Origin of the sequence: Mesorhizobium sp. WSM4310 (genome assembly GCF_007003935.1) — a bacterium.
In the GTDB taxonomy this organism is placed as follows: Bacteria; Pseudomonadota; Alphaproteobacteria; order Rhizobiales; family Rhizobiaceae; genus Mesorhizobium.
Genome location: NZ_VFTA01000031.1, coordinates 51242 through 76554, shown reverse-complemented (window position 1 = coordinate 76554; position 25313 = coordinate 51242). Strand labels below are relative to the sequence as shown.

Annotated in this window: 26 protein-coding genes; 8 read left to right on the top strand and 18 right to left on the bottom strand. The window is 63.5% G+C overall.

All coding sequences use genetic code 11. From position 1 onward, the window contains the following. Positions 1-80 precede the first annotated feature (80 nt). The gene (locus FJV80_RS26980; RefSeq protein ID WP_142877884.1) at positions 81-989 is read right to left on the bottom strand and encodes a DMT family transporter; all 909 of its coding nucleotides are present in this window, start codon (positions 987-989) and stop codon (positions 81-83) included. 60 nt (positions 990-1049) lie between these two features. Next, positions 1050-1937: a DMT family transporter gene (locus FJV80_RS26975; protein WP_095770686.1), complete on the bottom strand. Its 888-nt coding sequence runs from the start codon at positions 1935-1937 to the stop codon at positions 1050-1052. 226 nt (positions 1938-2163) lie between these two features. Between FJV80_RS26975 and FJV80_RS26970 the strand changes: the two genes are divergently transcribed. Beyond that, the gene (locus FJV80_RS26970) at positions 2164-2670 is read left to right on the top strand and encodes an OsmC family protein (RefSeq protein ID WP_142877883.1); all 507 of its coding nucleotides are present in this window, start codon (positions 2164-2166) and stop codon (positions 2668-2670) included. A gap of 49 nt (positions 2671-2719) precedes the next feature. On the opposite strand, the gene FJV80_RS26965 is transcribed toward FJV80_RS26970, so the two are convergent. From FJV80_RS26965 to rpsF, 15 genes are all read right to left on the bottom strand, one after another. After that, positions 2720-2938 carry a hypothetical protein gene (locus FJV80_RS26965; RefSeq protein ID WP_015318519.1) on the bottom strand — a complete coding sequence of 73 codons (219 nt, stop codon included), beginning with the start codon at positions 2936-2938 and terminating at the stop codon, positions 2720-2722. Between the two features lie 172 nt (positions 2939-3110). Then, entirely contained in the window at positions 3111-3752 is a 642-nt protein-coding gene (locus FJV80_RS26960) for a hypothetical protein (protein ID WP_142877882.1), read from the bottom strand. A 112-nt stretch (positions 3753-3864) separates the two neighbouring features. Further along, the gene (locus FJV80_RS26955) at positions 3865-4605 is read right to left on the bottom strand and encodes an SDR family NAD(P)-dependent oxidoreductase (protein ID WP_010915156.1); all 741 of its coding nucleotides are present in this window, start codon (positions 4603-4605) and stop codon (positions 3865-3867) included. A gap of 24 nt (positions 4606-4629) precedes the next feature. Beyond that, the gene (purF, locus tag FJV80_RS26950; RefSeq protein ID WP_019857255.1) at positions 4630-6099 is read right to left on the bottom strand and encodes an amidophosphoribosyltransferase; all 1470 of its coding nucleotides are present in this window, start codon (positions 6097-6099) and stop codon (positions 4630-4632) included. Positions 6100-6202: 103 nt separating this feature from the next. Then, on the bottom strand, positions 6203-6862 hold the full coding sequence (locus tag FJV80_RS26945) for a CvpA family protein (protein WP_142877881.1): 660 nt from the start codon (positions 6860-6862) through the stop codon (positions 6203-6205). Between the two features lie 47 nt (positions 6863-6909). Next, positions 6910-8313 (bottom strand): DNA repair protein RadA, encoded by a 1404-nt coding sequence (gene radA / locus FJV80_RS26940; RefSeq protein ID WP_095770683.1) that lies wholly within the window; start codon positions 8311-8313, stop codon positions 6910-6912. Between the two features lie 66 nt (positions 8314-8379). Continuing rightward, positions 8380-9870 carry a replicative DNA helicase gene (locus tag FJV80_RS26935; protein WP_019857258.1) on the bottom strand — a complete coding sequence of 497 codons (1491 nt, stop codon included), beginning with the start codon at positions 9868-9870 and terminating at the stop codon, positions 8380-8382. 23 nt (positions 9871-9893) lie between these two features. Beyond that, positions 9894-10259, bottom strand: a complete 366-nt coding sequence (locus FJV80_RS35290) for a hypothetical protein (RefSeq protein WP_246689062.1) — start codon at positions 10257-10259, stop codon at positions 9894-9896. 100 nt (positions 10260-10359) lie between these two features. Then, positions 10360-10485 carry a DUF1428 family protein gene (locus FJV80_RS26925; protein ID WP_245317998.1) on the bottom strand — a complete coding sequence of 42 codons (126 nt, stop codon included), beginning with the start codon at positions 10483-10485 and terminating at the stop codon, positions 10360-10362. A gap of 142 nt (positions 10486-10627) precedes the next feature. Then, the gene (locus FJV80_RS26920; RefSeq protein WP_142877880.1) at positions 10628-11599 is read right to left on the bottom strand and encodes a small ribosomal subunit Rsm22 family protein; all 972 of its coding nucleotides are present in this window, start codon (positions 11597-11599) and stop codon (positions 10628-10630) included. Positions 11600-11601: 2 nt separating this feature from the next. Beyond that, entirely contained in the window at positions 11602-11925 is a 324-nt protein-coding gene (locus tag FJV80_RS26915; RefSeq protein WP_095770681.1) for a YnfA family protein, read from the bottom strand. Positions 11926-12005: 80 nt separating this feature from the next. After that, positions 12006-13298 (bottom strand): cyclopropane-fatty-acyl-phospholipid synthase family protein, encoded by a 1293-nt coding sequence (locus FJV80_RS26910; protein ID WP_095770680.1) that lies wholly within the window; start codon positions 13296-13298, stop codon positions 12006-12008. Positions 13299-13473: 175 nt separating this feature from the next. Then, positions 13474-14058 (bottom strand): 50S ribosomal protein L9, encoded by a 585-nt coding sequence (rplI, locus tag FJV80_RS26905; RefSeq protein WP_010915167.1) that lies wholly within the window; start codon positions 14056-14058, stop codon positions 13474-13476. A 216-nt stretch (positions 14059-14274) separates the two neighbouring features. Continuing rightward, the gene (rpsR, locus tag FJV80_RS26900) at positions 14275-14523 is read right to left on the bottom strand and encodes a 30S ribosomal protein S18 (RefSeq protein WP_006203718.1); all 249 of its coding nucleotides are present in this window, start codon (positions 14521-14523) and stop codon (positions 14275-14277) included. Continuing rightward, complete coding sequence (rpsF, locus tag FJV80_RS26895) at positions 14523-15023, bottom strand: 30S ribosomal protein S6 (protein ID WP_010915168.1); 501 nt, start codon at positions 15021-15023, stop codon at positions 14523-14525. The genes rpsR and rpsF overlap by 1 nt, the downstream gene beginning before the upstream one ends. 463 nt (positions 15024-15486) lie before the next feature. On the opposite strand from rpsF, the gene FJV80_RS26890 reads away from it, so the two are divergent. Continuing rightward, complete coding sequence (locus FJV80_RS26890; protein WP_142877879.1) at positions 15487-17133, top strand: pilus assembly protein; 1647 nt, start codon at positions 15487-15489, stop codon at positions 17131-17133. Positions 17134-17178: 45 nt separating this feature from the next. On the opposite strand, the gene FJV80_RS26885 is transcribed toward FJV80_RS26890, so the two are convergent. Continuing rightward, positions 17179-19107 (bottom strand): LTA synthase family protein, encoded by a 1929-nt coding sequence (locus tag FJV80_RS26885; RefSeq protein WP_245437722.1) that lies wholly within the window; start codon positions 19105-19107, stop codon positions 17179-17181. Positions 19108-19385: 278 nt separating this feature from the next. Between FJV80_RS26885 and fabD the strand changes: the two genes are divergently transcribed. From fabD to FJV80_RS26855, 6 genes are all read left to right on the top strand, one after another. Further along, a complete protein-coding gene (gene fabD, locus FJV80_RS26880; protein ID WP_142877878.1) occupies positions 19386-20333 on the top strand; it encodes an ACP S-malonyltransferase in 948 nt (315 codons plus the stop codon). Between the two features lie 59 nt (positions 20334-20392). Next, the gene (gene fabG, locus FJV80_RS26875) at positions 20393-21130 is read left to right on the top strand and encodes a 3-oxoacyl-[acyl-carrier-protein] reductase (protein WP_095770676.1); all 738 of its coding nucleotides are present in this window, start codon (positions 20393-20395) and stop codon (positions 21128-21130) included. A gap of 199 nt (positions 21131-21329) precedes the next feature. After that, positions 21330-21566: an acyl carrier protein gene (locus FJV80_RS26870; protein ID WP_006203723.1), complete on the top strand. Its 237-nt coding sequence runs from the start codon at positions 21330-21332 to the stop codon at positions 21564-21566. 34 nt (positions 21567-21600) lie between these two features. Then, entirely contained in the window at positions 21601-22863 is a 1263-nt protein-coding gene (gene fabF, locus FJV80_RS26865; protein ID WP_142877877.1) for a beta-ketoacyl-ACP synthase II, read from the top strand. A 102-nt stretch (positions 22864-22965) separates the two neighbouring features. Next, positions 22966-24246 carry an endolytic transglycosylase MltG gene (mltG, locus tag FJV80_RS26860; RefSeq protein WP_095788286.1) on the top strand — a complete coding sequence of 427 codons (1281 nt, stop codon included), beginning with the start codon at positions 22966-22968 and terminating at the stop codon, positions 24244-24246. A 155-nt stretch (positions 24247-24401) separates the two neighbouring features. Next, complete coding sequence (locus FJV80_RS26855; RefSeq protein WP_095788287.1) at positions 24402-25292, top strand: YicC/YloC family endoribonuclease; 891 nt, start codon at positions 24402-24404, stop codon at positions 25290-25292. The last annotated feature ends 21 nt before the right edge of the window (positions 25293-25313 follow it).

The following is a 25313-nucleotide window of genomic DNA, read 5'->3' as shown; positions in this document are numbered from 1 at the left end:
GGTTTGGGGGGACTCGGGGGGTGGCCCGTCGCACCAATAATGTCTGAGTCCGATGATGGTTCCGTGACTGCGTCACTTTTTTAAGAAATATTTGACGCAGCCTGCTGCGAGCGGGCTGTCAGCCAGTCGCGGCCTGCATGGGCGAACACCGCGCAGAGCACGATGGCGCCACCGACCATACTGGCGAGAGGCGGTATCTCGGCCAGGAAAAGAAAGGCAAACAGGATCGCGAACGGCACTTCCGCCGAGCCGAGCAAGCCGGATTCGGGCGCCGGGATGAGCCGTGCGCCTTCCGTCCAGAGGATCGACGACAATGCGAAGGATGCTCCGAAGGTGACGAGCAGAACGGCGTCCCTTGCCGAAACCGCCAGGGGATCGGTGACGAACCAGCCGAATATGAACAGCAGGAAGGCTGAAACCGCGCCGGCCCACACAACGGGCGTGTCACGGAAGGCGCGCACCATGATCATGTAGAGCGCGCTGCCGGCCGTCATCAGCAGCGCCAGGCCATCGCCGAACAGATTGCCGGTGCCGAAGCCCGACCAGATCATGATGGCCACGCCGCACAACGATACGGCGGCCGCAAGCATCGTTTGCAGGCGGAAAGGCTCGCGCACCAGCACCCAGGCCAGCAGGGCAGCAATGAAGGGCGACGTCGCATAGATGACCGCGACATTGGCGACATAGGTGAATTTGAACGCCGAGATGAAGGCGATACTGGCCAGCGCTCCTTCCACTGCCAGCAGCCAGCCGCGCCAGCCAAGCCGCAGCGTGCCGCGGTTGCCCGAGCGGTGACGGCGCCACAGCACATAGAGGCTGATCAGAATCGAGCCGACAAAGCCGCGCCAGCAGGTGATGGTCAGCGGATCGGCGTGGATCGACTTGGTCAAGACGCCGGTCAGGCCGAACACCGCGGCAGATGACGACACCAATATGATGCCAAGTGTACGTTCGGAGGCTTCGGGTTTGGCAGCTGCGACGTCAGTCATGCCGACAACCTACCCCGTCCGGTCCTGACATCGTAGGGTCAGCAGTGAGTGTCATCCCCATCACAGCCGCTTGCGGAAATGCTCGCCGCCGACGATCAGCAGCCCGGCGGCGATGATCAGGGAGGCACCCAGAAACACTTCGCGGCGCGGCACGTCGCCCCAGATCGCGAAGCCGAGCGCGAACGCCCATAACAGCGAACTATATTCGAGAGGCGCGAGGATCGATGCCGGCGTGCGCTTCATGCCTTCGAAGAGGAGATATTGCGCCAGACCGCCAAGCGCGCCGACGCTGGCGAGAAGCAGCAACTGGGCCAGATCAGGCGTATGCCACCACAACAGCGCCGGCACCGTCGAAAACACCAGGAAATAGAAATTGTTGAGGAGAAGCTGGATCATAGAGCGCTCGGCAAGCGCGGTCTTGCGCAGGAGCACGATGGCGATGGCCCACAATAGGGCGGCCGCCAGCACCAGCAGCACCGGCACGGACAGGCCGAGATGGGTCGGGTCGCAAGCGACGAAGACGCCGGCAAAACCGATCAAAACCGCCAGCCAGCGCGACATCGGCACCTTTTCCCCGAGCAGGAACACCGAAAACACGGTGACGATGATCGGCGCTGCGTAGTAGACGGTGGTCAGCTCGGCGAGTTGCAGGCTGCGCGCGGCGTTGTAGTAACAGAGCCAGGCGGCTAGCGTGAACGCGCTGCGCACCAGCATCGGCCGCACGATCTGCGAGCGCACCGTGTCGGCAAACAGCTGTGGCCCGCCGATCGCCGCGCAGGCGCCTAGAATGGTGATGCTGCGGAAGAACATGATCTGCCAGACCGTCATTCCGGTAACCAGCAGCTTGATCGAGGCGTCCTGCGTCGAAAATAGGAGATAGGCAGCACCGGTCAGCAGGATTCCGGCGAGAACCCTTTCGCGTGTTTCGAGAATGGCGACATCGGCCATAAGGCGCGGACCAAAGGTGCGGGAAGCGACAGGAATAGCTTGAGGAACTCTGCGAAATCAGGCCTCGGCTCCCAGCTATACGGGTGAAAGCCGACACAGCGCTACGCCAGCCCTGAGCTTGCATTGGGGCAGGGATTGCTTGCTTCCAGGACGCGATCGGCACTTATATCTGATATCTGACGAAGCCATGCTGCTCGCTGGCCGCAAAGCGAAAGAGGCAACGAAAATGGATGCAACCGCACTCAAGGCCATGCAGGCGCCGCTGAAGCAGGCTTACCGCGACGACGCCTCGCAGGCACTGATCACGCTGAGAGCGAAGGGCTCGATCGACGATCAGTCGGTGGCCTGCAAGGTCGAGACGGGCAGGGCGACCGCCATCGCCGGCCTGCATCCGGCAACCGGCGGCTCGGGGCTCGAACTCTGCTCCGGCGACATGCTGCTGGAAGCACTGGTGGCCTGCGCCGGGGTGACGTTGAAGGCAGTGGCGACGGCGCTCGAGTTCAAGCTCGGCGCCGCCACGGTGGAAGCCGAAGGCGATCTCGATTTTCGCGGCACGCTCGGTGTCGCCAAGGACGCGCCGGTCGGTTTTCGTGCCATCCGGCTCAATTTCGCTCTCGACACGGATGAACCGCAGGAGCGCATCGATGCACTGCTGAAGCTGACCGAGCGCTATTGCGTGGTGTTCCAGACCATCAGCCAGAAGCCGGAATTGACAGTGAGTGCCCGGCGCTGAAATCAGAAGGCCCGCGGCAAGCGGCCGCGGGCCCTATTGCATCAAATCCCTACTGCGCGGCCGGTTCCTCGGCATCGCCCTCGTCGGTGAAGGGCGAGGCGCTCGGCACGCACTGCACCGACCAGCCCGCCGGTGTCGGCTGCTTCTGATATTCGGTGATGGCGGCGGTGCACTGTTCGCGCTTGTCGAAGGTACTGGGCAGCACCACCATGCCGCCCTGTGGGCCGGCGATTACCAGATACCAGACCAATGCTGCGGTGGTAGCCATGGGAGTTTCCTTGTTCTGCCCAGTTTGGGCTCTCGCTGTTGTGGGAGTCGCTACGATCCTAACAACTCCGGGGAAATGACGAAAGGATGACCGCCGCGCAGCTTTTCCCCCTCAGATCACAGCCGCGTGATGATGTGGCGGATCTCTGAGTAGGGTTTGCGACCTACGCTGCTCAGTTGGTTGCAAAGCAGTAAAACAACCCGTCGCCGCCAGTACCCTTCAGGGCCTCCTGGCTGCGGCCGTCGCGTGAGGCATGCGAGGAATTCCACGACTTTGCCGCCGCCGAATCGTCGAGCCCGGTGCGGTCGTGGTGACCCATCATCGCCGCCCCTTCGGCGCCGCTCATCGTCCAGTCGCCGCAGGTCTGGTCGGCGATCCTGGTGCCGTCGGGCTTCGACCCGGTCAGCATGTCATGCCGGTTCGGCGTGTCGCCGCGGCCATTGACCACTTCGCCCTTTTCGTCGAGCGCCGTCTGTTTGGCGATGCCGTTGGCGTCGCTGTGCAACGAAGCGACATCGTCGGCGATCTTGACGCCCTCGGCGTTGAACCAAGGACCCTTGCCGATGCGGTCGCGGGCATCCTCGGCGCTGGTCGACAGATAGGCATGCCAGCTCTTGCCGGTGACGCCGGCGGCTTCGGCCAGCGAAGCACAATGCGCGTCGGCACCCTTCAGGCCGCCGAGATCGGCGCCCTTGCCGGAGCCGACACTGGTGATGAAGAAACTCATCTTGGCATCTTGCGAGACGGCCACACCTGATGTCGCGCCGAGAGCGGCCACAAAGGCAGTAGCGGCAACGAGAAGAAGTCTGCGCATATCGATCCTCCGGTTTCGAATGTCCTACGTTCGAAGAACGTAGCCGGAGGGTCTTTTAATCCCTGACATAGGCCACCAAGCGGTCCGGGAGCCGTCAAACCAAGGTGTGAATTTATTCGGGCTGCCTGTAAGCGACGAAGCGGTTGTGCTTGGCCTGGAAGATCAGCCCGGTCTCTTTCAGCTCCGGGCTGGCCAACGGCACGATGCGCTTGGCGATCTCTGAAGGATGCGGCAGCGTCTCCGGATCCTCGCCGGGCACGGCCTGGGCCCGCATGGCGGTGCGCGTGGCGCCCGGGTCGGCGGCATTGACGCGCAGCGGCAGGCTTTGCGTCTCATGCGCCCAGGAGCGCATCATGGTCTCGACCGCCGCCTTCGATGCCGCGTAGGGCGCCCAGAAGGCGCGCGCCGAATGCGCCGCGTTGGACGACAGGATGATGGCCCGGCCGGCATCGGAAAGCCTGAGCAGCGGGTCGACCGAGCGGATCAGCCGCCAGGTCGAGGTGACGTTGATGGTCATCACCTTTTCGAAGGTCTTGGCCTCGACATGGCCGATCGGCGAGATGACGCCGAGCACGCCGGCATTGGCGACGAGGATGTCGAGCTTGCCCCAGCGCTCATGGATGGCGCCGCCCAGCCGGTCGATGCCGGCCATGTCGGCGAGGTCGAGCGGCACCAGCGTCGCCTGGCCGCCGGCCGCCTTGATCTGGTCGTCGAGCTCCTCCAGCCCACCGACCGTGCGCGCAACCGCGATGACATGCGCACCGGCGGCGGCCAGTTCCCTGGCGATGAAATAGCCGATGCCGCGCGAGGCGCCGGTGACGACCGCGACGCGGCCGGTAAGGTCGAGGGTCATGCGAGAATTTCCGTAAGGTCTGGCCTACGCCCCACTGTTCGCCAGCAGCGACAGCGTGCGCACATTGTCGTGGCCTTCGAAGTCGAGCAGGCGGGTCGGATACTGGCCGGTGAAGCAGGCGTCGCAGAACTGCGGTTGCTCATCGTTGCGGCTGGCCTCGCCGACGGCGCGGTAGAGGCCGTTGATGGAGAGGAAGCCGAGCGAATCGACACGGATGAATTCGGCCATCTCTTCCACCGACATGCGCGAAGCCAGGAGCTTCGATTTCTCCGGCGTGTCGACGCCGTAGAAGCAGGATGCGCTGGTCGGCGGCGAAGCGATGCGCATATGCACTTCCCGGGCGCCGGCGTCGCGCACCATCTGCACGATCTTCTGGCTGGTGGTGCCGCGCACGATCGAATCGTCGACCAGCACCACGCGCTTGCCCTCGATCATGCGGCGGTTGGCGTTGTGCTTCAGCTTGACGCCCATGTGGCGGATCGAATCACCGGGCTGGATGAAGGTACGGCCGACATAGTGGTTGCGGATGATGCCGAGCTCGAACGGAATACCGGCCGCCTGGCTGAAGCCGATCGCCGCCGGCGTGCCGGAATCCGGCACCGGCACGACGATGTCGGCCTCGACCGGGTTTTCCTGTGCCAGCTCGGCGCCGATGCGCTTGCGCACCTCGTAGACGTTGCGGCCTTCGACCGAAGAATCCGGCCGGGCGAAATAGACGTATTCGAAGATGCAGAAGCGGGTCTTCTGCGGCTCGAACGGGAACAGGCTTTCAATGCCCTTGGAGGTGACGACGACCATCTCGCCGGGTTTCAGGTCGCGCACGAAACGCGCGCCGATAATGTCGAGCGCGCAGGTCTCGGAAGCGAGGATCCAGGCGCCGTCGAGGTCGCCCAGCACCAGCGGGCGGATGCCGAGCGGATCGCGGCAGCCGATCATCTTCTTGGCCGTCATCGCCACCAGCGAGAAGGCGCCTTCGACCTGCCGTACGGCGTCGATGAAGCGCGAGTTGAGGTCGCGTTCCTTGCTGGTCGCAACCAGATGCAGAAGCGTCTCGGTGTCGGAGGTCGAGGAGAAGATCGCGCCCTGCTTCTGCAGCGCGCGCTGCACCGTCATGGCGTTGGTCAAATTGCCATTGTGGGCGACAGCGAAGCCGCCATCGGCCAACTCGGCGAAGAAGGGTTGGATGTTGCGCATGCCAGCGCCGCCTGTCGTGGCGTAGCGCGTATGGCCGATGGCGCGGTTACCTTGCAGGCTGTCGATGACGCGCTGTTTCGTGAAAGTGTCGCCGATCAGGCCGACATGGCGTTCGACATGGAACTGGCTGCCGTCATAGGAAACGATGCCTGCCGCTTCCTGGCCCCGATGCTGCAGCGCATGCAGGCCGAGAGTGACGATTGCCGCTGCGTCCTGCCGGCCGAAGATGCCGAACACACCGCATTCGTCGTGGAAATGGTCGTCGGCCTCGGCGGAAAGCACGTCGTCTGCGTCTGCCATCTTAAGCTCCGCTAAAATCGCCATATAATGCGGGTTCGCGTCGAAAGCAACGCGCGCCGTGCAGTCGTTCACACCATCGTCTGTTCAGGCGCCCTTTCGGGGGTCAGTTTGCCGGTGCTGCCGGTGCTGGCTTGGCTGCGTTGTCCGCGGGACCAGCGTCATTGTCGTCCGGGGCCGGCGCATTTGCATCGTCACCTGTTGCCGGCACATCCGCCGCTGGCGCATCCGGGGCGGCCGGAGTCTCGCCACCCGCTTTCGGGCTGAGCTTCTTGAGGATTGCGTTTTCGGTGTCGGCGGGCAGCAGGTTCTCGATCTTGGCGCCGATCGATTCCAGCAATGGCCGTGATTTGGCGTCGGTCACCCAGGCCGGGGCCTTGGCGCCGGCCAGCCAGTTGAAGAACAAAAGCGCCACCGCGACGACCAGGATGCCGCGCGCGGCGCCGTAGAGGAAACCGAGCGTGCGGTCGAGTGCGCCGATGCGCGAATCGATGATCCAGTCGGCGAGCTTCATGGTGATGACGGAGACGACGATCAGCGCGACGATGAAGACGACGCCGGCGGAGGCCGCCATGGCGATCTTCTCATTCTCGATGTAGGGCTTCAGATAGGGCAGGACCGGCTTGTAGAAGAAGAAAGCCGCCGCCGCTGCCGCCGCCCACGAGACGACCGATAGGACTTCGCGGGAAAAGCCGCGAACCATGGCGAGCATCGCCGAGACCAGGGTGAAGCCGACCAGGATTCCGTCAAGCAGCGTAATCGGCATGTCTTTCGCCCCGCTCCGATCTCTTTTTCACGGCTCGGCGAGCCGTGTCATTCTTCTTCGTCCACGCGGCTTCGACGTGAGCCGGCTATGCGCGCGACGAGGTCGGCAAGCTCGGTGGGCTGGAAAGCACCGGCCCCGATCCCTCCGGCAAGTTCCTCGCTGCCCAAGGGCAGAACCGCGCTACCAAAACCCAGCTTTTCGGCTTCCTTGAGGCGCTGCTGCGCATGCGCAACCGGCCTCACGGCACCCGACAGGCTGATTTCGCCGAAATAGACGCAATCGGCGGGAAGGGCAAGACCGGTGAGCGAGGAAACCAGTGCGGCGGCGACCGCCAGATCGGCCGCCGGCTCGCTGATGCGGTAGCCGCCGGCGACGTTGAGATAGACGTCGTGCTGGCCGAAGCGAACGCCGCAATGCGCCTCCAGCACCGCCAGCACCATCGACAGTCGCGCACCGTCCCAGCCGACTACTGCCCGGCGCGGCGTGCCGAGCGAGGATTGTGCCACCAGCGCCTGGATCTCGACCAGAACCGGCCTTGTGCCTTCCATGCCGGCGAAAACGGCGGCACCCGGCGATTTGGCATGCCGCTCGCCGAGAAACAGCTCCGACGGGTTGGAGACTTCGCGCAGACCCTTGTCCGACATTTCGAAGACGCCGATCTCGTCGGTCGGCCCGAAGCGGTTCTTCACCGTGCGCAGGATGCGGTAATGGTGGCCGCCTTCGCCCTCGAAATAGAGCACACCGTCGACCATGTGCTCGACCACGCGCGGGCCGGCGATCTGGCCTTCCTTGGTGACATGGCCGACCAGCACGATCGCGGCACCCGTGGATTTCGCATAACGGATCATCGCCTGGGCGGCGGCGCGCACCTGGGTAACCGTGCCCGGCGCCGAATCGGCAAGGTCGGTCCACAGCGTCTGGATCGAATCGAGAATGACCAGGTCCGGCCGCTTGCCGTCGGCGATCGTGGCAAGGATGTCCTCGACATTGGTCTCGGCCGCCAGTTCCACCGGCGTGTCGGCGACGCCGAGCCGCTGCGCCCTCAGCCTGATCTGAGCGACGGCTTCTTCGCCCGAGACATAGACGATGCGGTGGCCTCGCGACGCCAGCGCAGCGGCAGCCTGGGTGAGCAGCGTCGACTTGCCGATGCCGGGATCACCACCGACCAGAAGTGCGGAGCCGCGCACGAAGCCGCCGCCGGTGGCGCGGTCGAGTTCGCCGATGCCGGAGATGATGCGCGGCGCGTCCTCGATGTCGCCGGAAAGGGTGGTCAGCACCACCGCGCGGCCCTTGCGGGCATTGCGCGTATTGGCGGGCCCCGAGCCGATGCCGCCGGAGGTTCCTTCCTCGACCAGCGTGTTCCATTCGCCGCAGGCATCGCATTTGCCGGCCCAGCGCTGATGCACCGATCCGCAATTCTGGCAGATGAACTGGACGCGCGATTTGGCCATCAGCTGTGGCCTGCCGTCGGATACGCGCACAAAGGTGCTGGAAGGGTCGAGGCCTGTCTCAAAAGGTCACTCAAACCTCTCCGCAATATGATGCTCTTCCGCCAGATCGGAGAAGCGGGTGAATTCGCCGTGGAAGGCGAGCGTCACCGAGCCTGTCGGGCCGTGGCGCTGCTTGGCGACGATCACCTCGGCCTTGCCGCGCATCTCGTTCATCTCGTTTTCCCACTTGACGTATTCCTCGGTGCCAAGCTTCGGCTCGCGGTTCTTGAGGTAATACTCCTCGCGGTAGACGAACATCACGACGTCCGCGTCCTGCTCGATCGAACCGGATTCACGCAAGTCGGAGAGCTGCGGGCGTTTGTCTTCGCGGCTTTCGACCTGACGCGACAGCTGCGACAGCGCGATGATTGGCACGGCCAGTTCCTTTGCCAGCGCCTTCAGGCCCGTGGTGATCTCGGTGATTTCCTGCACGCGGTTCTGCGAGGCCCTGGCGGATGAACCCTGCATCAGCTGGATATAGTCGATGACGATCAGGTCGAGGCCGCGCTGGCGCTTCAGGCGACGCGCGCGGGCAGACAGCTGCGCAATGGAAATACCACCGGTCTGGTCGATGAAAAGCGGGATCTTCTGCATGGTCTGCGAACAGGCGACCAGCTTTTCGAAGTCCATTTCGCTGATTTCGCCGCGACGGATCTTTGACGACGAGATTTCAGTCTGCTCGGAAATGATACGGGTCGCCAGCTGTTCGGACGACATTTCGAGCGAAAAGAAGCCGACCACGCCGCCATTGGCCGCCTTGAACGATCCGTCCGCCTGCTGCGCCGGCACATAGGCCTCGGCGATGTTGAAGGCGATGTTGGTGGCGAGCGACGTCTTGCCCATGCCCGGGCGTCCCGCAAGCACGATCAAATCGGACGATTGCAGGCCGCCCATGCGGCGGTCGAGATCGCGCATGCCGGTGGCAAGACCCGACAGATGGCCGTCGCGCATATAGGCGGCATTGGCCATGTCGACGGCGGTCTTGACCGCGTCGGTGAAGCTCTCGAAGCCGCCATCGTAGCGGCCGGTTTCGGCCAGTTCGAACAGGCGGCGCTCGGCGTCCTCGATCTGCTCGGAAGGCGACATGTCGACCGGCGCATCATAGGCGATGTTGACCATGTCCTCGCCGACGGTGATCAGCGCGCGGCGCGTGGCAAGGTCGTAGATGGCACGGCCATAGTCAGTGGCGTTGACGACGGTGACGGCTTCGACCGCCAGACGCACGATATATTGTGCCACCGTCATGTCGCCGACCTTCTCGTCGGCCGGCAGAAAGGTCTTCAAGGTGATCGGCGTCGCCACCTTGCCCATGCGGATGAGCTCGGCCGCGATCTCGAAGATCCTGCGATGCAGGGGTTCGTAGAAATGGCCCGGCTTCAGGAAGTCGGAGACGCGGTAGAAGGCATCGTTGTTGACGAGGATCGCGCCGAGCAGCGCCTGCTCGGCCTCGATATTGTTCGGTGCCTCGCGATAGAGCGGTTGCTCCGCCACGCCGAATTTCCGCGCTGCCTCTGCCATGATATCCCCGATTTCAAACCCGATCAGTCGCTAGCAGAGGCGATTGATGAGGCATAAACAAACTTTGACTTATCCCGCTTGTGCACACGATTCACAGCGTCGAAAAAATTTGTGCGCGCAGGGTACGAAATTCGATTGACGAATCGAGTGTGGAAGATACCGGCGCGGAAAGAACAAAACAAGAAAATTCCGATGCTTGTCCAACCGGAATCGCCGGACTGGAGCCGCCCAAGTCGCGACATGATGAATCGCTGTTCGGCCGGCTGGCGGGCGAGTTCGAGAGCCTGTCGATAGGAGGCTCTCGCTGCCTCTGTCAGGCCAAGCCGCCGCTGCATATCGGCCCGCGCCGCATGTGCCAGATGGTAGCCATCGAGGCCGCCTTGTGCCATCACGATCTTCGATCGCCGCCAGACCGGCTTGCGGCCCGTCGCGCATGCCAAGGGGCGGCGGCACGGTTCAGCGTGACCACCGGAGAGGGGGCGACGCACCTCAGCACGTCGTAAACCGGGTCGTGCCGAATTCCTTCAGCACCGATGCCGCCTCGGTGACATGCCTGCGATAGGTTTCCTTGCTGGCGGCGGGCACGGCGGCGACAAATCCTGCGATATAGTTCACTGTCTTTCTCCTGTTGGCTGATGCTGCTTGACGCTTTGGCTTCCCGGAAGCTCCGAGAACGCCAATGGTCGAACGGCCCAGCCTGGATTCGACATGGCTGCGAAATTTTTCTTGGGCGGCGTTGTCTGAATGCCGTGGCGGTCTATTCGGACGCCAGCCTGTCGCCCCAGTCCAGCCGCCGGGCCAGCTTGAAGTCCGCGCCGTCACGCTTGGTGAACAGTTGCTCCGTGGCCGTGCCGTCATCCTGGCAAAGCTTGAGCAGAACCTTGCCCGAACCGGATTTCGGCGGTGCGATGACCCGCGCGGCGTGCGAGGCGGCCGGCTGGCGCGACGCGGCGACAAAGATGAATTTCTCGTCTTCCCACGGTACATCGGCGTCCTTGGCCAGCCGGTGCAGGCGCGAGCGGGCGACGCGACGGGAAAAGTGGCACCAGTCGGGCGGGGTAAGCGGGCAGGGCGCCTCGTGCGGACAAGGCGCCAGCAGATGTGCCCCGGCGGCGATCAACTGCGCGCGCACCGCCAGAATGCGCTGCCAGCCCGCCGGCGTGCCCGGCTCGACGATCAGCAATGTGTCTGTCGTCAGCTGCCACAGCCGGTCGACCATTTTGGGCAACGATGCCGGCACGATCTCGTCCAGCACATAGGCGCAGGTCACGAGGTCCGCCGGCCGAAGGTCGGCAAGGTCCGTTGTGACGTCGCCGGCACGCCAGACGGTTCGGGTTGTGATGGCATCGGCGGCAAGCGTCTCGCCGACCTTGCGCACGGCCGCACTCGCCTCCAGCAAGACCGCCTGTTCGAGGTCGGGCCAGAGATCGTTGGTGGCCCAAAGCACCGTACCAGGGCCGGCGCCGGCATCGAGCAGGGTTTTCGGCTCGAAGTCCGGCCGGGTCGCGTTCAGTGCGTCGAGACTGGCGCGGACCGCGGCATAGGTCGCCGGCAGCCGCGTCGCCAGATAGGCTTTGACCGCCATGTCCTGCGCCATGTGCAGGCGGCCGTCGCGCAGTTCCGCACGGTAGCGCTCCGACAGGGTTTTCGCCGCTTGCTTCAGCTCAAGCAGAGGGATTTTTTCCAGGATGCGATCGACGGCTTGTCGAAGAGGGGCCGGCAGTTCCAACGCTATGCTCCTCGCGGTGCGAGCACGATGAGCGACGCGCCGGCTATGCAGAGTGCGGCGCCAGCAACATCCCAGCGGTCGGGCCGCACGCCTTCCACCAGCCACAGCCAGGCAAGCGAGGCAGCGATGTAGATGCCGCCATAAGCAGCATAGGCGCGGCCTGCGGCATTAGTGTCGACCAGCGCCAGAAGCCAGGCGAACAAAAGCAGCGAGACGAAGCCTGGCGCCAGCCACAAGGGCGATCTTTCCAGCCGCCACCAGGCCCATACCGAAAAGCAGCCGGCTATCTCGGCGAGCGCCGCGGCGGCATAGAGGAGGTAAGTCATGAAAAAGGCCTCGCGACGATCACAAGGCCTTTTTCAGGGCAGGGGCCGGGAATGGCAAGCGCCAATGGCGAACGGCGTGCCTACTCCGCAACCTTGCGGCGGCGGGCGGGCTTGACTGGCTTCTCGACGGGAGCCGCCTCGCGGCGGCCCAAGTCACGCATCTCCAAGGCCTTTTCGCATTTGGCCATGTAGTCGCGGGTCATCGGCAGCGTGTCGTTCTTCTTGGCGATCTGGAACTGGAAGATGACCAGGTCCTGCCAGCGGAAGGCGGCTTCCGAAGCGGCCAGATAGAATTCCCACATGCGGCAGAAGCGTTCGTCGTAGATGGCCTTGGCCTTGTCGCGGTTGGCGGCGAAGCGCTGGCCCCAGTGCTTCAGCGTGTCGGCATAGTGGAGGCGCAGGATTTCGATGTCGGTGACGACAAGGCCCGACTTCTCGATCGCCGGCATGACCTCCGAGAGCGCGGGGATATAGCCGCCGGGGAAGATGTATTTGCGGACGAAGGCGCTGGTCGCCCACGGAACACCCGACCGGCCGATCGTGTGCAGCAGCATGACGCCATCGGGCTTCAGCAGCGTTGCCGCCTTGTCGAAGAAGGTGCGGAAGTGGTTGACGCCGACATGTTCGAACATGCCGACCGAAACGATGCGGTCGAAGCGTTCGTTGAGTTCGCGATAATCCTTCAGCTCGAAATGGACGTGGCTTTCCAGGCCTTGCGCATGCGCCCGGTCGGTGGCTACGCCATGCTGTTCGGTCGACAGCGTCACGCCCTGGACGTCGACGTCGAACGCCTTGGCCAGATAGAGGCCGAGCCCGCCCCAGCCGGAGCCGATGTCGAGCACGGTCTGGCCGGCCTTCAGCCTGAGCTTGGCAGCGATATGGCGCTTCTTGGCGGCCTGCGCCTCTTCCAGCGTCATGTCAGGCTGTTCGAAATAGGCACAGGAATACTGCATGTCCTCATCGAGGAAGAGCCGGTAGAGATCGCCCGACAGATCGTAGTGGCGCTGCACGTTGCGGCGCGAACGCGAGGCGGTGTTGATCTGCTGCAGGCGGCGGAAGGCGTGGCGCAAGCCTTCGATGGCTTTCGACCAGGTCGCGTCGATGCCGCCGCTGCCCATGTTCTGGAAGGCGATCCGCATCAGCCCCAGCACGCCGCCTTCGAGGATGTCGAGTTCGCCCTCCATGTAGGATTCGGGCACCGCCAGCATCGGATCGAAGGTGATGGCGCGTTCGGCATGCCGGGTCTTGATATGCATGTGCACCGGCTCGCCGCTGCCGTCGCCGAAGATGACTGTCGAGCCCTTTGGCCCGGTTACCTTGAGATTGCCCGTGCGCACCAGGCGGTCGAGAACGCGCTTCAGCAGAATGTTCATAACCAAGTGTCCCCTCACGGTCAGACTGGCTGCCTTAATTCTGCAACAATATATGGGGGTTCGAAAAGTTCCTTTTGGCACAAAAATGCCCGGGCGAGAGGCCCGGGCATTGGTCCAGAACGGCTGGATTACGACAAAGTGATCGGAGCGCTGCTCCCTCGCTTGCCGTACGCGATCAGGCGTTGTCTTCGCCGCCGTCGAACTCGGCATTCGGATCGAAGAAGTTTTCCGGCCGTGCATTGTCGTTGATGTCGTCGCCATAGATGGCTTCGGCGGTGGTCAGCGTCTCGCCCTTGGCCTGGCGCTCGGCTTCGTCGGCCGTGCGGGCGATGTTGAGCGTGACGGTGACTTCGACTTCCGGATGCAGCGCGATCGCCACATTGGTGAGACCGATGGTCTTGATCGGCTGGTTGAGCAGGATCTGGTTGCGGTTGACCGAAAAACCTTCCGCCGTCAGCAGCTCGGCGATGTCGCGCGTCGACACCGAGCCGTAGAGCTGGCCGGTTTCACCGGCGGAGCGAACGGCGATGAAGCTCTTGCCGTCGAGCTTTTCGGCAACCTGGCTGGCTTCCGACTTGCGCTCGAGATTGCGGGCTTCGAGCTGGGCGCGCTGGCCTTCGAACTTCTTCTTGTTGGCTTCGTTGGCGCGCAGCGCCTTGCCCTGCGGCAGCAGGAAATTACGGGCAAAGCCGTCCTTGACCTTGACGGTATCGCCCATCTGGCCGAGGCGGGAAACGCGTTCGAGAAGAATGACTTCCATGGTTTTGTTCCTTTTGTTTGGCGTCCCTCCATGAAGGCAGGCGCCGAATTCTCTGGAACAGGTCAGGAAGCTTGAGCGCCTTGAGCGCCGGTGTCGCTGTCCTGCCTGTCGCGGCAGTTAGAGGCCTTGACCTCAACTCGGGATTTGATGGCTGAACCGGTCATGCCCGTCATGGCCGGCGAAAGGAACGGGCGGCGAACCGCCCGTTCGGAAGAATTAGCGGACCACGTAGGGCAGCAGGCCGAGGAAGCGGGCGCGCTTGATCGCCTTGGCGAGCTCACGCTGCTTCTTCTGGCTGACGGCGGTGATGCGCGACGGCACGATCTTGCCGCGCTCGGAAATGTAGCGCTGCAGCAGACGCACGTCCTTGTAGTCGATCTTGGGCGCGTTGGCGCCGGAGAACGGGCAGGTCTTGCGGCGACGATGGAACGGGCGCCGGGTCGGGATCTGGTTGATGTCGACCATTATTCTGCACCCCCTTCAAAGCCTTCGCGCGGACGGCGCGGACCACGATCGCCACCGGCGTCGCCAAACGAACGCGGCGGACGATCGCCACGGTCGCCGCGATCACGGTCGCCGAACGAACGCGGGCCACGATCGCCACGGTCGCGGTCGCCGAAGCTGCCGCGCTCGGAGCGCTCTTCGCGCTTCTGCATCATGGCCGACGGACCTTCCTCGTGCGCCTCGACCTTGATGGTCAGGAAACGCAGGACGTCCTCGGACAGACCCATCTGGCGCTCCATTTCGTTGAGCGCTGCCGGCGGGCAGTTGAGGTCCATGAGCGTGTAGTAGGCCTTCCGGTTCTTGTTGACCCGGTAGGTGAGGGACTTCAGTCCCCAGTTCTCGACCCGGCCGACGGACCCGCCATTCGCGGAGATGACACCCTTGTACTGTTCGACAAGCGCATCGACCTGCTGCTGCGAGAGGTCCTGCCGGGCAAGAAACACATGTTCGTAAAGAGCCATTATGTCTTCGTGCCTTTCTTCGTTTCTCTCCCGGTTCCCGGCGGCAAAAGCCTCTGCAACTTCTCTGACCCGCCTGTCCCGGTTAAAGGGGCGGGGAAGAAAGGAGCATGACGAGACGGTCGAGAGCGGAGACACGGGAGGCGGAAGCACTTCTGGCTTCACACGAAGGCTTTGATAAAACCTCCGGCCCTCCGTTCAGCCCCCAGCTGGGACCGGCAGATTGGCGGCGTCTATATAGCAATCCACTGATAAGGCAAGGGCAAGCGGCGGTCCCGATGTCGCAGGGCGCCGGAAAATCAGGCGGCAGCGCCGGAATGGCCTGGTGATTCCGGCAACCGGCCCTTAACCACAGTGTCAGGTTGTGCAGGGTTGAGCCTCGCCGTCAACGGTCGATTCATCATGGAAGGCGCAAAAGCCCGGGCGATCCGCGCAGAACAAGCGGCAAGCATTTCCGGGGGTAAGGATGCTTCTCAACAGATTCTGGCGCTCAAAGAGCGGCAATTTCGCACTGCTGATGGGGCTCGGCCTGCCGGCCATCCTGTCGGCCGTGGCCTTCGCGGTCGACGTGTCCACCGTCATGCGAGCCAAGAGCAACCTGCAGAATGCTCTCGACGCCGCCAACCTTGCCTCCTCGCATCTCGGCGACCTCGACATTACCCGCACCGATGCCTTCGACCGCTATTTTCAGGCCAACATCGCCGGGCATGGCGAACTCGCCAACGCGCAGGCGACGCTGACCGTCGACAGGGGCGTCAACTTCATCAAGACCAAGGCGGCTGCGTCGGCCGACGTCAATTTGAACTTCGGTTTCCTGTTCGGCCGGAACAGACACATTGCCGTCGATGCCTCGGCGGTCGAATCGAACAATCAGCTCGAAGTCGTGCTGGTGCTGGACAATACCGGCTCGATGGCCGGTGCCCGCATGACGGCGTTGAGGACGGCAACGAAGTCCCTGCTGGACACACTCGAGGCGACGAAATCGCCGACGCGCCAGATTCGCGCCTCCCTGGTTCCGTTCGTCACGGCCGTCAACGTCAATGGCGATGAATTCGACCCGTCCTGGATCGACATGGACGGCAAGTCTTCCACCAATGGCGTCAATTTCCCCGTCATCGACGGCAAGCGTCCCAATCATATGGCGCTTTTCAAGCAGCTCAAGGACACCGGATGGACCGCGGCCGGATGGAACGGCACCGGATGGAAGGGCTGTGTCGAGGCGCGGCCGGGCGCTTATAACATTTCCGATACCCCACCTGACCCGGACAAGCCCGACACGCTGTTCGTTCCGTATTTTGCGCCGGACGATCCGGAAGGTGCCCAAAAGCCGTCTAGCTCCTATGGCAATGCGGCCAAATATTACAACAATTCCTATCTCGACGACGCCAGCGACAACACCAAGGTCGCCAAGCTGAAAGGCAACCGCCTCGGTATCGATCTCAGCAGTCTGGCCGACCCTGTGCCACCGGCCGACAAGGCTGCCAAGGAAAAGGTGGCTAAATATGTTGTGCCGACCAACGAGCTCATCACCGAGACGGGTTCCCCCATCACCGTCGGCCCGAACCGCGCTTGCCCGACACCCATCGTCCCCCTGACCGACGATTTCGACAAGCTGCGCAAGGCAGCAAGCGAGATGACCGAGTGGAACGGTTCGGGCACCAATGTCTCCGAAGGCCTGTCGTGGGGCATGCGGGTGCTGTCGCCCGCCGCGCCCTACACCGATGGAGCGCCGTGGAAGACGCGCGGCATCAGCAAGATCGTGCTGTTGCTCACTGACGGCGAGAACGTTGTCTATGGCGCCAGCGAACAGCCGACAAAGTCCGACTACACATCCTATGGCTATCTGGCGGGTGGCCGTTTCGGATCGGACGATCAGACCGCCGCGGCGCGCAATGTCGACGGCTGGACCAAAAGCGTTTGCACGCAACTGAAGGACGAGGACGTGCAAATCTACACCATGGTGCTGCAATCCGACACCGCCGCCAACCGCGCGCTTTACAGTGCCTGTGCATCCGACCCGAGCGGCTACTATGCCGTCAACGACCCGGCCAAGCTGCCGGACGTTTTCCAACAGATCGCCAACAAGTTCTCAAGGCTGCAACTGACGAATTGAGTGTTCGCCCCGCCAGGTCCAGGCTGAATCCGATGGGTCGGCTGATCAACTCGTGTGGACGACGACCTTGTCGACCGTCTCGGGGAAGAAGGCGGGCGCCGCGTGGCGCTTGCCGAACATCATGTCGTACTGGATGAGCCGGAAATCGCGGATCGCCGGGTCGATCTCCTTCTGGCGCGACCAGTCGGGCGTTGCCTCGCCGGCCGGGGTCAGAAGCAGGTTGCGGTCGACGACGCGGTAGCGCTCCCGCATCTCGCCCAGGAAGCCGGTGTAGTAAGGATGGCTGATGCCGGCAGCGGTCAGGATATGATAGGGCAGGAACGCGGGGCTGACCGCACCCAGGTTCTCGACCGGACCGGAGCGGTTCGACCAGATGATCAGCGGCGTCTGATGATGTTCAAGGGCGGCTTCCGGCGTCGGTTCCTTGCGCGGCGCGACATTGTCCTTCAGGAAGCCGGTTTCGACATATACCGGTCCCAGCGGCGGCAGATGGTCGCCGAAGAAGGCGATCACGGTGGGGCGGGAGCGTTTCTTCGCCCATTCGACAAGGCGTTCAAGGCCGCGGTCGGCGTCGGCTGAGCCCTCGGCGTAGCTGAGCAGCGACTCGCGCGCCCACTGGCTGATCGGTGCCTGCACTACGTGTGTCGGATTGTAATAGCGGTTCGGCTCGTAGGGACCGTGGTTTTGCAGGCTGACGGCAAAGAAGAACACCGGGTCGTCGCTGGCGTCGGCCTCGCTGATGATCTCATCGGTCATCGCCGCGTCGGATGCCAGCGGCCCGCGCTTTTCCATGGGCGGCAGCGTCTCTTCGGATTTGAAATCGTTGAAGCCGAAATCGGCATAGACCGCGCCACGGTTCCAGAACCAGTTGGTGCCGGGATGGATGGCGCGCGCCCGGTAGCCCTGGCTCTTCAGGAAGGTTGCGAGCGAAGGCGTCGGCGTGCGCACATATTGCTGATAGGGGATGCTGCCGGCTGGCAGGAATGCGTTGGAAAAGCCGGTCAGCGCCTCGAACTCGATGTTGGCGGTCATGCCGCCGAATTCGGGCGAGAACATAGAGCCCGAGCGCAGCGCCCGCACATTGGGGATCGGGTCGGGCGTGATGCTGACGCCGGGCAGCTTCGTCGGATCCCAGAAGGATTCACTCATGACGATGATGATGTCGGGCTTCTCGGCCGGCACCGAGACGGTCACATCCGAGCGGTCGATCGCCGCGATCGCCTTGTCCGTGTAGCCCGGCGGCGCCGAGACATGCGCCATCGGCACGTTGAGCGCGAAGGCGAGCGCAAAGCCGTTGGAGGCATAGTTTTCCTTCTGGTCCCACATGATCGGGATGATCTGCAGCCGATCCCTGGTCCAGGAGAAGGTGGCATAGTCCATGATCGAGACGAAGAAGGCGAGCATCGGCACCGCCAGCGTCAGCCGGGCAAGGCGGCCCTTGTGGCTGAGCGCTGGAACCTTGCGGCGCCACAGCCGCCAGCCATAGACGAGCAGCGACAGGCCGGCGATGATGCCGACGACCATGGCGAGCGCGGTCATCGGCCGGTCACGTACCAGAAGCGGCAGCAGCGCGAAGATCTGGCGAGCGTAGAGAAAGTCAGTCGGGTAGAGCGGATCGCCGAGATAATGCGATTTCTGATGGCCGACAAAGGCCAGCGCCAGCGTCAAGGGCGCGACGATCATCAGGCTCTGATGGCTGCGTCCCAGAACGGCGTCGAGACCGATGAGGATCAGCGCGAACACGACGATGGTGGTCCAGCCCGGCTTGAGCGGCTGCAGGAAGAAGGAAACGGTGCCGGCAACGTCACCGCGCACGATCAATTCGATCGCGAACACCAGGATGGCGGAGATCGCGAGGCTTATCAGCCCGTAACGGACGACCGGCCATCTCCGGCCCGGCAAATAGCCGGTGGACGGATCGTCTTCCAGGAATTGAGGCGCAGCTTTGCTGGCGCGTTTTGAACTCTTTGCCACTTTAACTTCCCACCCGGCGACAACCCAAGTCACGCGATTGTCATATAATTGTCACGCAAAGCTAGCGCCTGTGGCGGAAATAAGAAGAGCCAGCGAACGATTCGTGAGCGGTTTTCATCAGGTGTGATCGCCAAAAAGCCCTTTCGGAACAGGCACTCGGCCTACGGTTCGCAACTGGGGCCGGGTTGAACCGGGCTTGACTTGGCGGCCCGCCTTGCGCCACAGGCAGGGAAAATTCGTGTTATCGGCAAGTAAAACCAGTCTTCGGGAGCCCACGCATGGCCGTCGCATTCACCTTTCCGGGACAAGGCAGCCAGGCTGTCGGCATGGGCAAGGATCTCGCCGACACCTTTCCCGAGGCACGCAGGGTTTTCCAGGAAGTCGATGACGCGCTCGGCGAAAACCTGTCGAAGCTGATCTGGGAAGGTCCGGAGGAGACCTTGACGCTGACCGCCAACGCGCAGCCGGCGCTGATGGCGGTTTCGCTGGCGGCGACCAGGGCGCTGGAAGCGCGCGGTTTCTCGCTGAAGGACAAGGTCGCCTATGTCGCCGGCCATTCGCTGGGCGAATATTCGGCCCTTGCCGCCGCCGGTTTCGTTTCCGTCGCCGATGCGGCCCGGTTGCTGCGCATTCGCGGCAACGCCATGCAGGCAGCGGTGCCGGCCGGCGAAGGCGCCATGGCGGCCATCATCGGACTTGAGCAGGCGGATGTCGAAGGGGCTTGCACCGAGGCCGCGCAAGGCTCCGGCCATGTCTGCCAGATCGCCAACGACAATGGCGGCGGCCAGCTGGTCATTTCCGGCGCCAAGGCCGCGGTCGAGCTGGCGGCGAAACTGTGCACCGAAAAGGGCGCCAAGCGGGCGCTGATGCTGCAGGTCTCGGCCCCCTTCCATTCGGCGCTGATGGCGCCGGCGGCCAATGTCATGCGCGACGCGCTCGCCGGTGTGACGAAGTATGCGCCGACGGTGCCAGTAGTGTCCAACGTCACGGTGACCCCGACCAGCGATCCCGACGAGGTCGCCCGGCGCCTGGTCGAGCAGATCACCGGCCGCGTGCGCTGGCGCGAAACGGTCGAATGGTTCGGCGCCAACGGCGTCACGACGCTTTACGAGATCGGCGCCGGCAAGGTGCTGTCGGGGCTGGCACGGCGCATCAACCGCGACATCGCGACATCGGCCGTCGGCACGCCGGCCGATGTCGAGGCCGCGTTGGCCGCATTCGCATAATCCACTGGCGATTTGACCCCACCCGTGTGAAGGGTGTTTTCTCAGATCAGGAGACGAAAATGTTCGAACTGACCGGCCGCAAGGCACTCGTCACTGGCGCATCGGGAGGCATCGGCGAGGCGATTGCCCGCGTGCTGCATGCGCAAGGCGCCATTGTCGGCCTGCACGGCACCCGCATCGAGAAACTGGAAACTTTGGCGGGCGAACTCGGCGATCGGGTCAAGCTGTTCCCGGCCAATCTGTCGAACCGCGATGAAGTCAAGGCGCTCGGCCAGAAGGCGGAGGCCGAACTCGAAGGCGTCGACATACTGGTCAACAATGCCGGCATCACCAAGGACGGCCTGTTCGTGCGCATGTCGGACGCCGATTGGGACTCCGTGCTCGAGGTCAACCTGACCGCCGTTTTCCGGCTGACCCGCGAACTCACCCATCCGATGATGCGCCGCCGCCATGGCCGCATCATCAACATCACCTCCGTGGTCGGCGTGACCGGCAATCCCGGCCAGGCCAATTATTGCGCCTCAAAGGCCGGCATGATCGGCTTCTCCAAATCGCTGGCGCAGGAGATCGCCACCCGCAACATCACCGTCAACTGCGTCGCCCCGGGCTTCATCGAATCGGCGATGACCGACAAGCTCAACGACAAGCAGAAGGAGGCGATCATGGCGGCGATTCCGACGCGCCGCATGGGCACGGGTGCTGAAGTGGCGTCCGCCGTCGCCTACCTGGCCTCCAACGAAGCCGGCTACGTCACCGGCCAGACCATCCATGTCAATGGCGGTATGGCCATGATTTGACGGATAGGGCGGGCCTGTGAAAAGAGACCATTTCACCTTGGACCTCAGCCATTTTTCGTGTAATGCGGCCCGCAACCCGGCGGTTCGGGCAAAAACCGGTTCGTAGCCGTTGCGTTTCCGGCAGGACCATCTTTCAGCTTGATTAGCGGCATTCTGCCCGCTAACGAAGACAGACAAACAAAAGACGAGGATGCCCCAAATGAGTGACACCGCAGAGCGCGTCAAGAAGATCGTCATCGAGCACCTTGGCGTCGATGCCGACAAAGTGACGGAGCAGGCGAGCTTCATCGATGATCTGGGCGCTGACAGCCTCGACACGGTCGAACTCGTCATGGCGTTCGAAGAAGAGTTCGGCGTGGAAATTCCCGACGACGCGGCCGAGACCATCCTGACCGTCGGCGATGCCGTGAAGTACATCGACAAGGCGTCGGCCTGAAGCTTTCCGCAGTCATCACCGGGGAGGACCTGCGATGAGGCGTGTCGTCGTCACGGGCCTTGGGTTGTTGTCGCCATTCGGCATGGGCTTCGAGCACAGCTGGAAGGAACTTCTGACCGGCCGCAGCGCGGCCAAGCGCATCACCGAGTTCGAGGTGGACGATCTTGCCTGCAAGATCGCCCACGTCATTCCGCGTGGTGACGGCAGCAATGCCACCTTCAATCCCGAGGCCGTGCTCGAGCCGAAGGAATTGCGCAAGATCGGCGACTTCATCCTGTATGGGATTGCCGCCGCCGACGAAGCGCTGAAGGATTCAGGCTGGGAGCCCAAGACACACGAAGAACAATGCGCCACAGGCGTGCTCATCGGTTCTGGCATTGGCGGCATCGAGGGCATTGCCGAGAACGCGATAATCCTCAAGGAGCGCGGTCCGCGCCGCATCAGCCCCTTCTTCATCCCCGGCCAGATCATCAATCTCGTCTCCGGCCAGGTTTCGATCCGGCACGGGCTGAAAGGCCCGAACCATGCCGTGGTCACGGCCTGCTCGACCGGCGCGCACGCCATTGGCGATGCGGCCCGCCTGATCATGTGGGGCGATGCCGATGTCATGCTCGCCGGCGGCGCCGAGGCGCCGGTGACAAGGCTGTCGATCGCCGGTTTCGCCGCCTGCCGGGCGCTGTCGACCGAGCGAAATGACACGCCGCAAACGGCGTCGCGTCCCTATGACCGTGACCGCGACGGCTTCGTCATGGGCGAGGGCGCCGGTGTTGTGGTGCTGGAGGAACTCGAGCACGCCAAGGCGCGGGGCGCCAAGATTTATGCCGAGGTGACCGGCTACGGCCTTACCGGCGACGCCTATCACATCACCGCACCGGCCGAGGACGGCGATGGCGCTTTCCGTTGCATGACCGCGGCGTTGAACCGGGCCAGGCTTGCGCCCGCCGATGTCGACTACATCAACGCGCATGGCACCTCGACCATGGCCGATACGATCGAACTCGGCGCTGTCGAGCGGCTTGTCGGCAATGCCGCGTCGAAGATTTCGATGTCGTCGACCAAGTCGTCGATCGGCCATCTCCTGGGCGCGGCTGGTGCTGCCGAAGCGATCTTTTCGATCCTTGCGATCAGGGACAATGTCGCGCCGGCGACCATCAATCTCGACAAGCCGGAGCGCGAAACAGCGATCGACCTGGTGCCGAACAAGCCTCGCTCCCGCCAGATCGACGTGGCGCTCTCCAATTCCTTCGGCTTCGGCGGCACAAACGCTTCGCTTGTGTTCCAGCGCCACAATGGCTGATCGTCCGGCTGCCGGGCGATGCCTCGGCATGTCGTCAATTTTGCCATATTCGCCCCTACTCTGCCGCGGGGGATTCGTTGAGAGATCAAACGGTAGGGCGAGATGAACACAAATCCGGCGGGCAATGGAGAAGTCGGGCAACGACCGGCGAACAATACCGGACCGATCGTGCCGAAGACAGCCAGCGAAGCCTTGCGGCCGGAAGCCGGAACGCCGCCGCCGAAGCGCTCGCGCGCTTCGCGCAGCCAGGTCGTCGTGTTCATGAACTTCGTCATCTCCCTGGTGATGCTGATGGTTCTGGCCGCGGGCGCGGCACTTTACTTCGGCAAGCAGGAGTTCACTGAACCCGGTCCCTCGGCCAATGGCGACACCTTCCTGGTCAAGCCGAACACCGGCGTCCAGGACATCGCCGACCAGCTCGAGCGCCGTGGACTGATCAGCGACGCCCGCGTCTTCCGCCTTGGCGTGCGTGCTTTCGGCAACGATTCCGCGCTCAAGGCCGGCGAATACGAGATCAAGCCCCGGGCATCCATGCGCGACATCATGGAGCTTTTGAAAAGCGGCAAGTCGGTGATGTACTCGCTGACCGTTCCGGAAGGGCTGACGGTTGAGCAGGCTCTGCAGCGTATCGCCGATGAACCCGCCTTGAGCGGCGACATGCCGGCGACAACGCCTCCCGAGGGCAGCCTTGCCACCGACACGCTGCGCTTCACGCGCGGTGCGACGCGCCAGCAGATGATCGACAAGCTGGAGGCCGACCAGAAGAAACTGGTCGACGAGGTCTGGCAGCGGCGCGCGCCGGACCTGCCACTGGCCAACATCGAGGACTTCGTCACGCTGGCCTCGATCGTCGAGAAGGAAACCGGCAAGGGTGACGAGCGTTCGCGCGTCGCCGCCGTCTTCCTCAACCGCCTGGCCAAGGGCATGCGCCTGCAATCCGACCCGACCATCATCTATGGTCTGTTCGGCGGCAAGGGCAAGCCCGCGGACCGCCCGATCTACCAGTCGGACATCCAGAAGCAGACGCCCTACAATACCTATATGATCAACGGCCTGCCGCCGACGCCCATTGCCAATCCGGGCCGCGCAGCGCTTGAGGCCGTGGCCAATCCATCGAAGACCGACGATCTCTATTTCGTCGCCGACGGCACGGGCGGTCACGTCTTTGCGGCGACGCTCGACGAACACAATGAGAACGTCGCTCGTTATCGTGCGTTGCAGAAGAAGCAGGCCGATGACGCGGCCAAGGCCGCGGCTGGCGCTGGTGCAAACGGCAATGCCGACAAGCCTGCTGCCGACAACCCTGCTGCCGACAAGCCTGCCGACGGCAGCACCGGTGGCGACAATGGCGACGCCGGCGGCGATGCGGGCGATGCCCAGTAGGCGAAGAAAGGCGTTGCCCGGAAGGCGACAGCCTGACATTTGAAGGAACGCCACGCGTCCGATTTTGACGCACCTACGGCGTGGTTATTTTCAAGCAGCACTTGCCCTGTCCGGAAACTGGTTTCGGGGTGATGCGCCAGGGATGTGCAGGCGACATGAATTTGCAGAGCATGACCGGATTTGCGCGTGCCGTCGCCGAGCACGACGGCACCTCGATCGCCTGGGAAGTCAAATCCGTCAACGGCAAGAGCGTCGAGGTGCGGCTGCGGCTGCCGCAAGGTTTCGAGCGTCTGGAGCCGGCGGTCAGGCAAACGCTGCAGAAGCGTTTCGCCCGCGGCAATTTCCAGGCGACGCTGACCATCGGCCGCGCCGCCGGCGCGCAGGCGCAACCCGTCGTCAACGAGGCGTTTCTGAAGGACCTTGCGGGTCTCGCCAAGCGGCTGCAGGAACAGTTCGGCGTTGCTCCCGCGACCGCTGACGGCCTGCTGTCGCTGCGTGGCGTGCTCGACATTCCCGAAACCGTGGAAACCGAAGAGGCGCGCGCTGTGCTCGACTCCGCCATCATGGCCGCGCTCGACGTGGCGCTGAAAGGGCTCGAACAGGCACGGCAAAGCGAGGGTGCGGCCCTGGCTTTGCTGCTGTCCGCCCACATCGACGCCATCGAGGCACTGACGCTGCGCGCGGAGGCGGATCCGTCCCGCGAGACGGCGGCGATCCGTGAACGCATAGCCGAGCAGGTCAGGCTGCTGATGGACGCGTCCGCCAATCTGGATGCGAGCCGCCTGCACATGGAGGCGGCATTCCTCGCCACCAAGGCTGATATTCGCGAAGAGATCGATCGGCTGAAAACGCATGTCGCATCTGGCCGGGCGCTGCTTGAGGGCGGCGGTGCCGTCGGCCGGAAGCTCGATTTTCTGGCACAGGAATTTAACCGCGAATCGAATACGCTGTGTTCGAAGTCGAATGCCGCAGCCGTCACCGCGATCGGACTGGAGCTGAAGGCGGTGGTCGACCAGTTTCGTGAACAGGTCCAGAATCTGGAGTAGCCGATGGTCGCCAAGGAACCG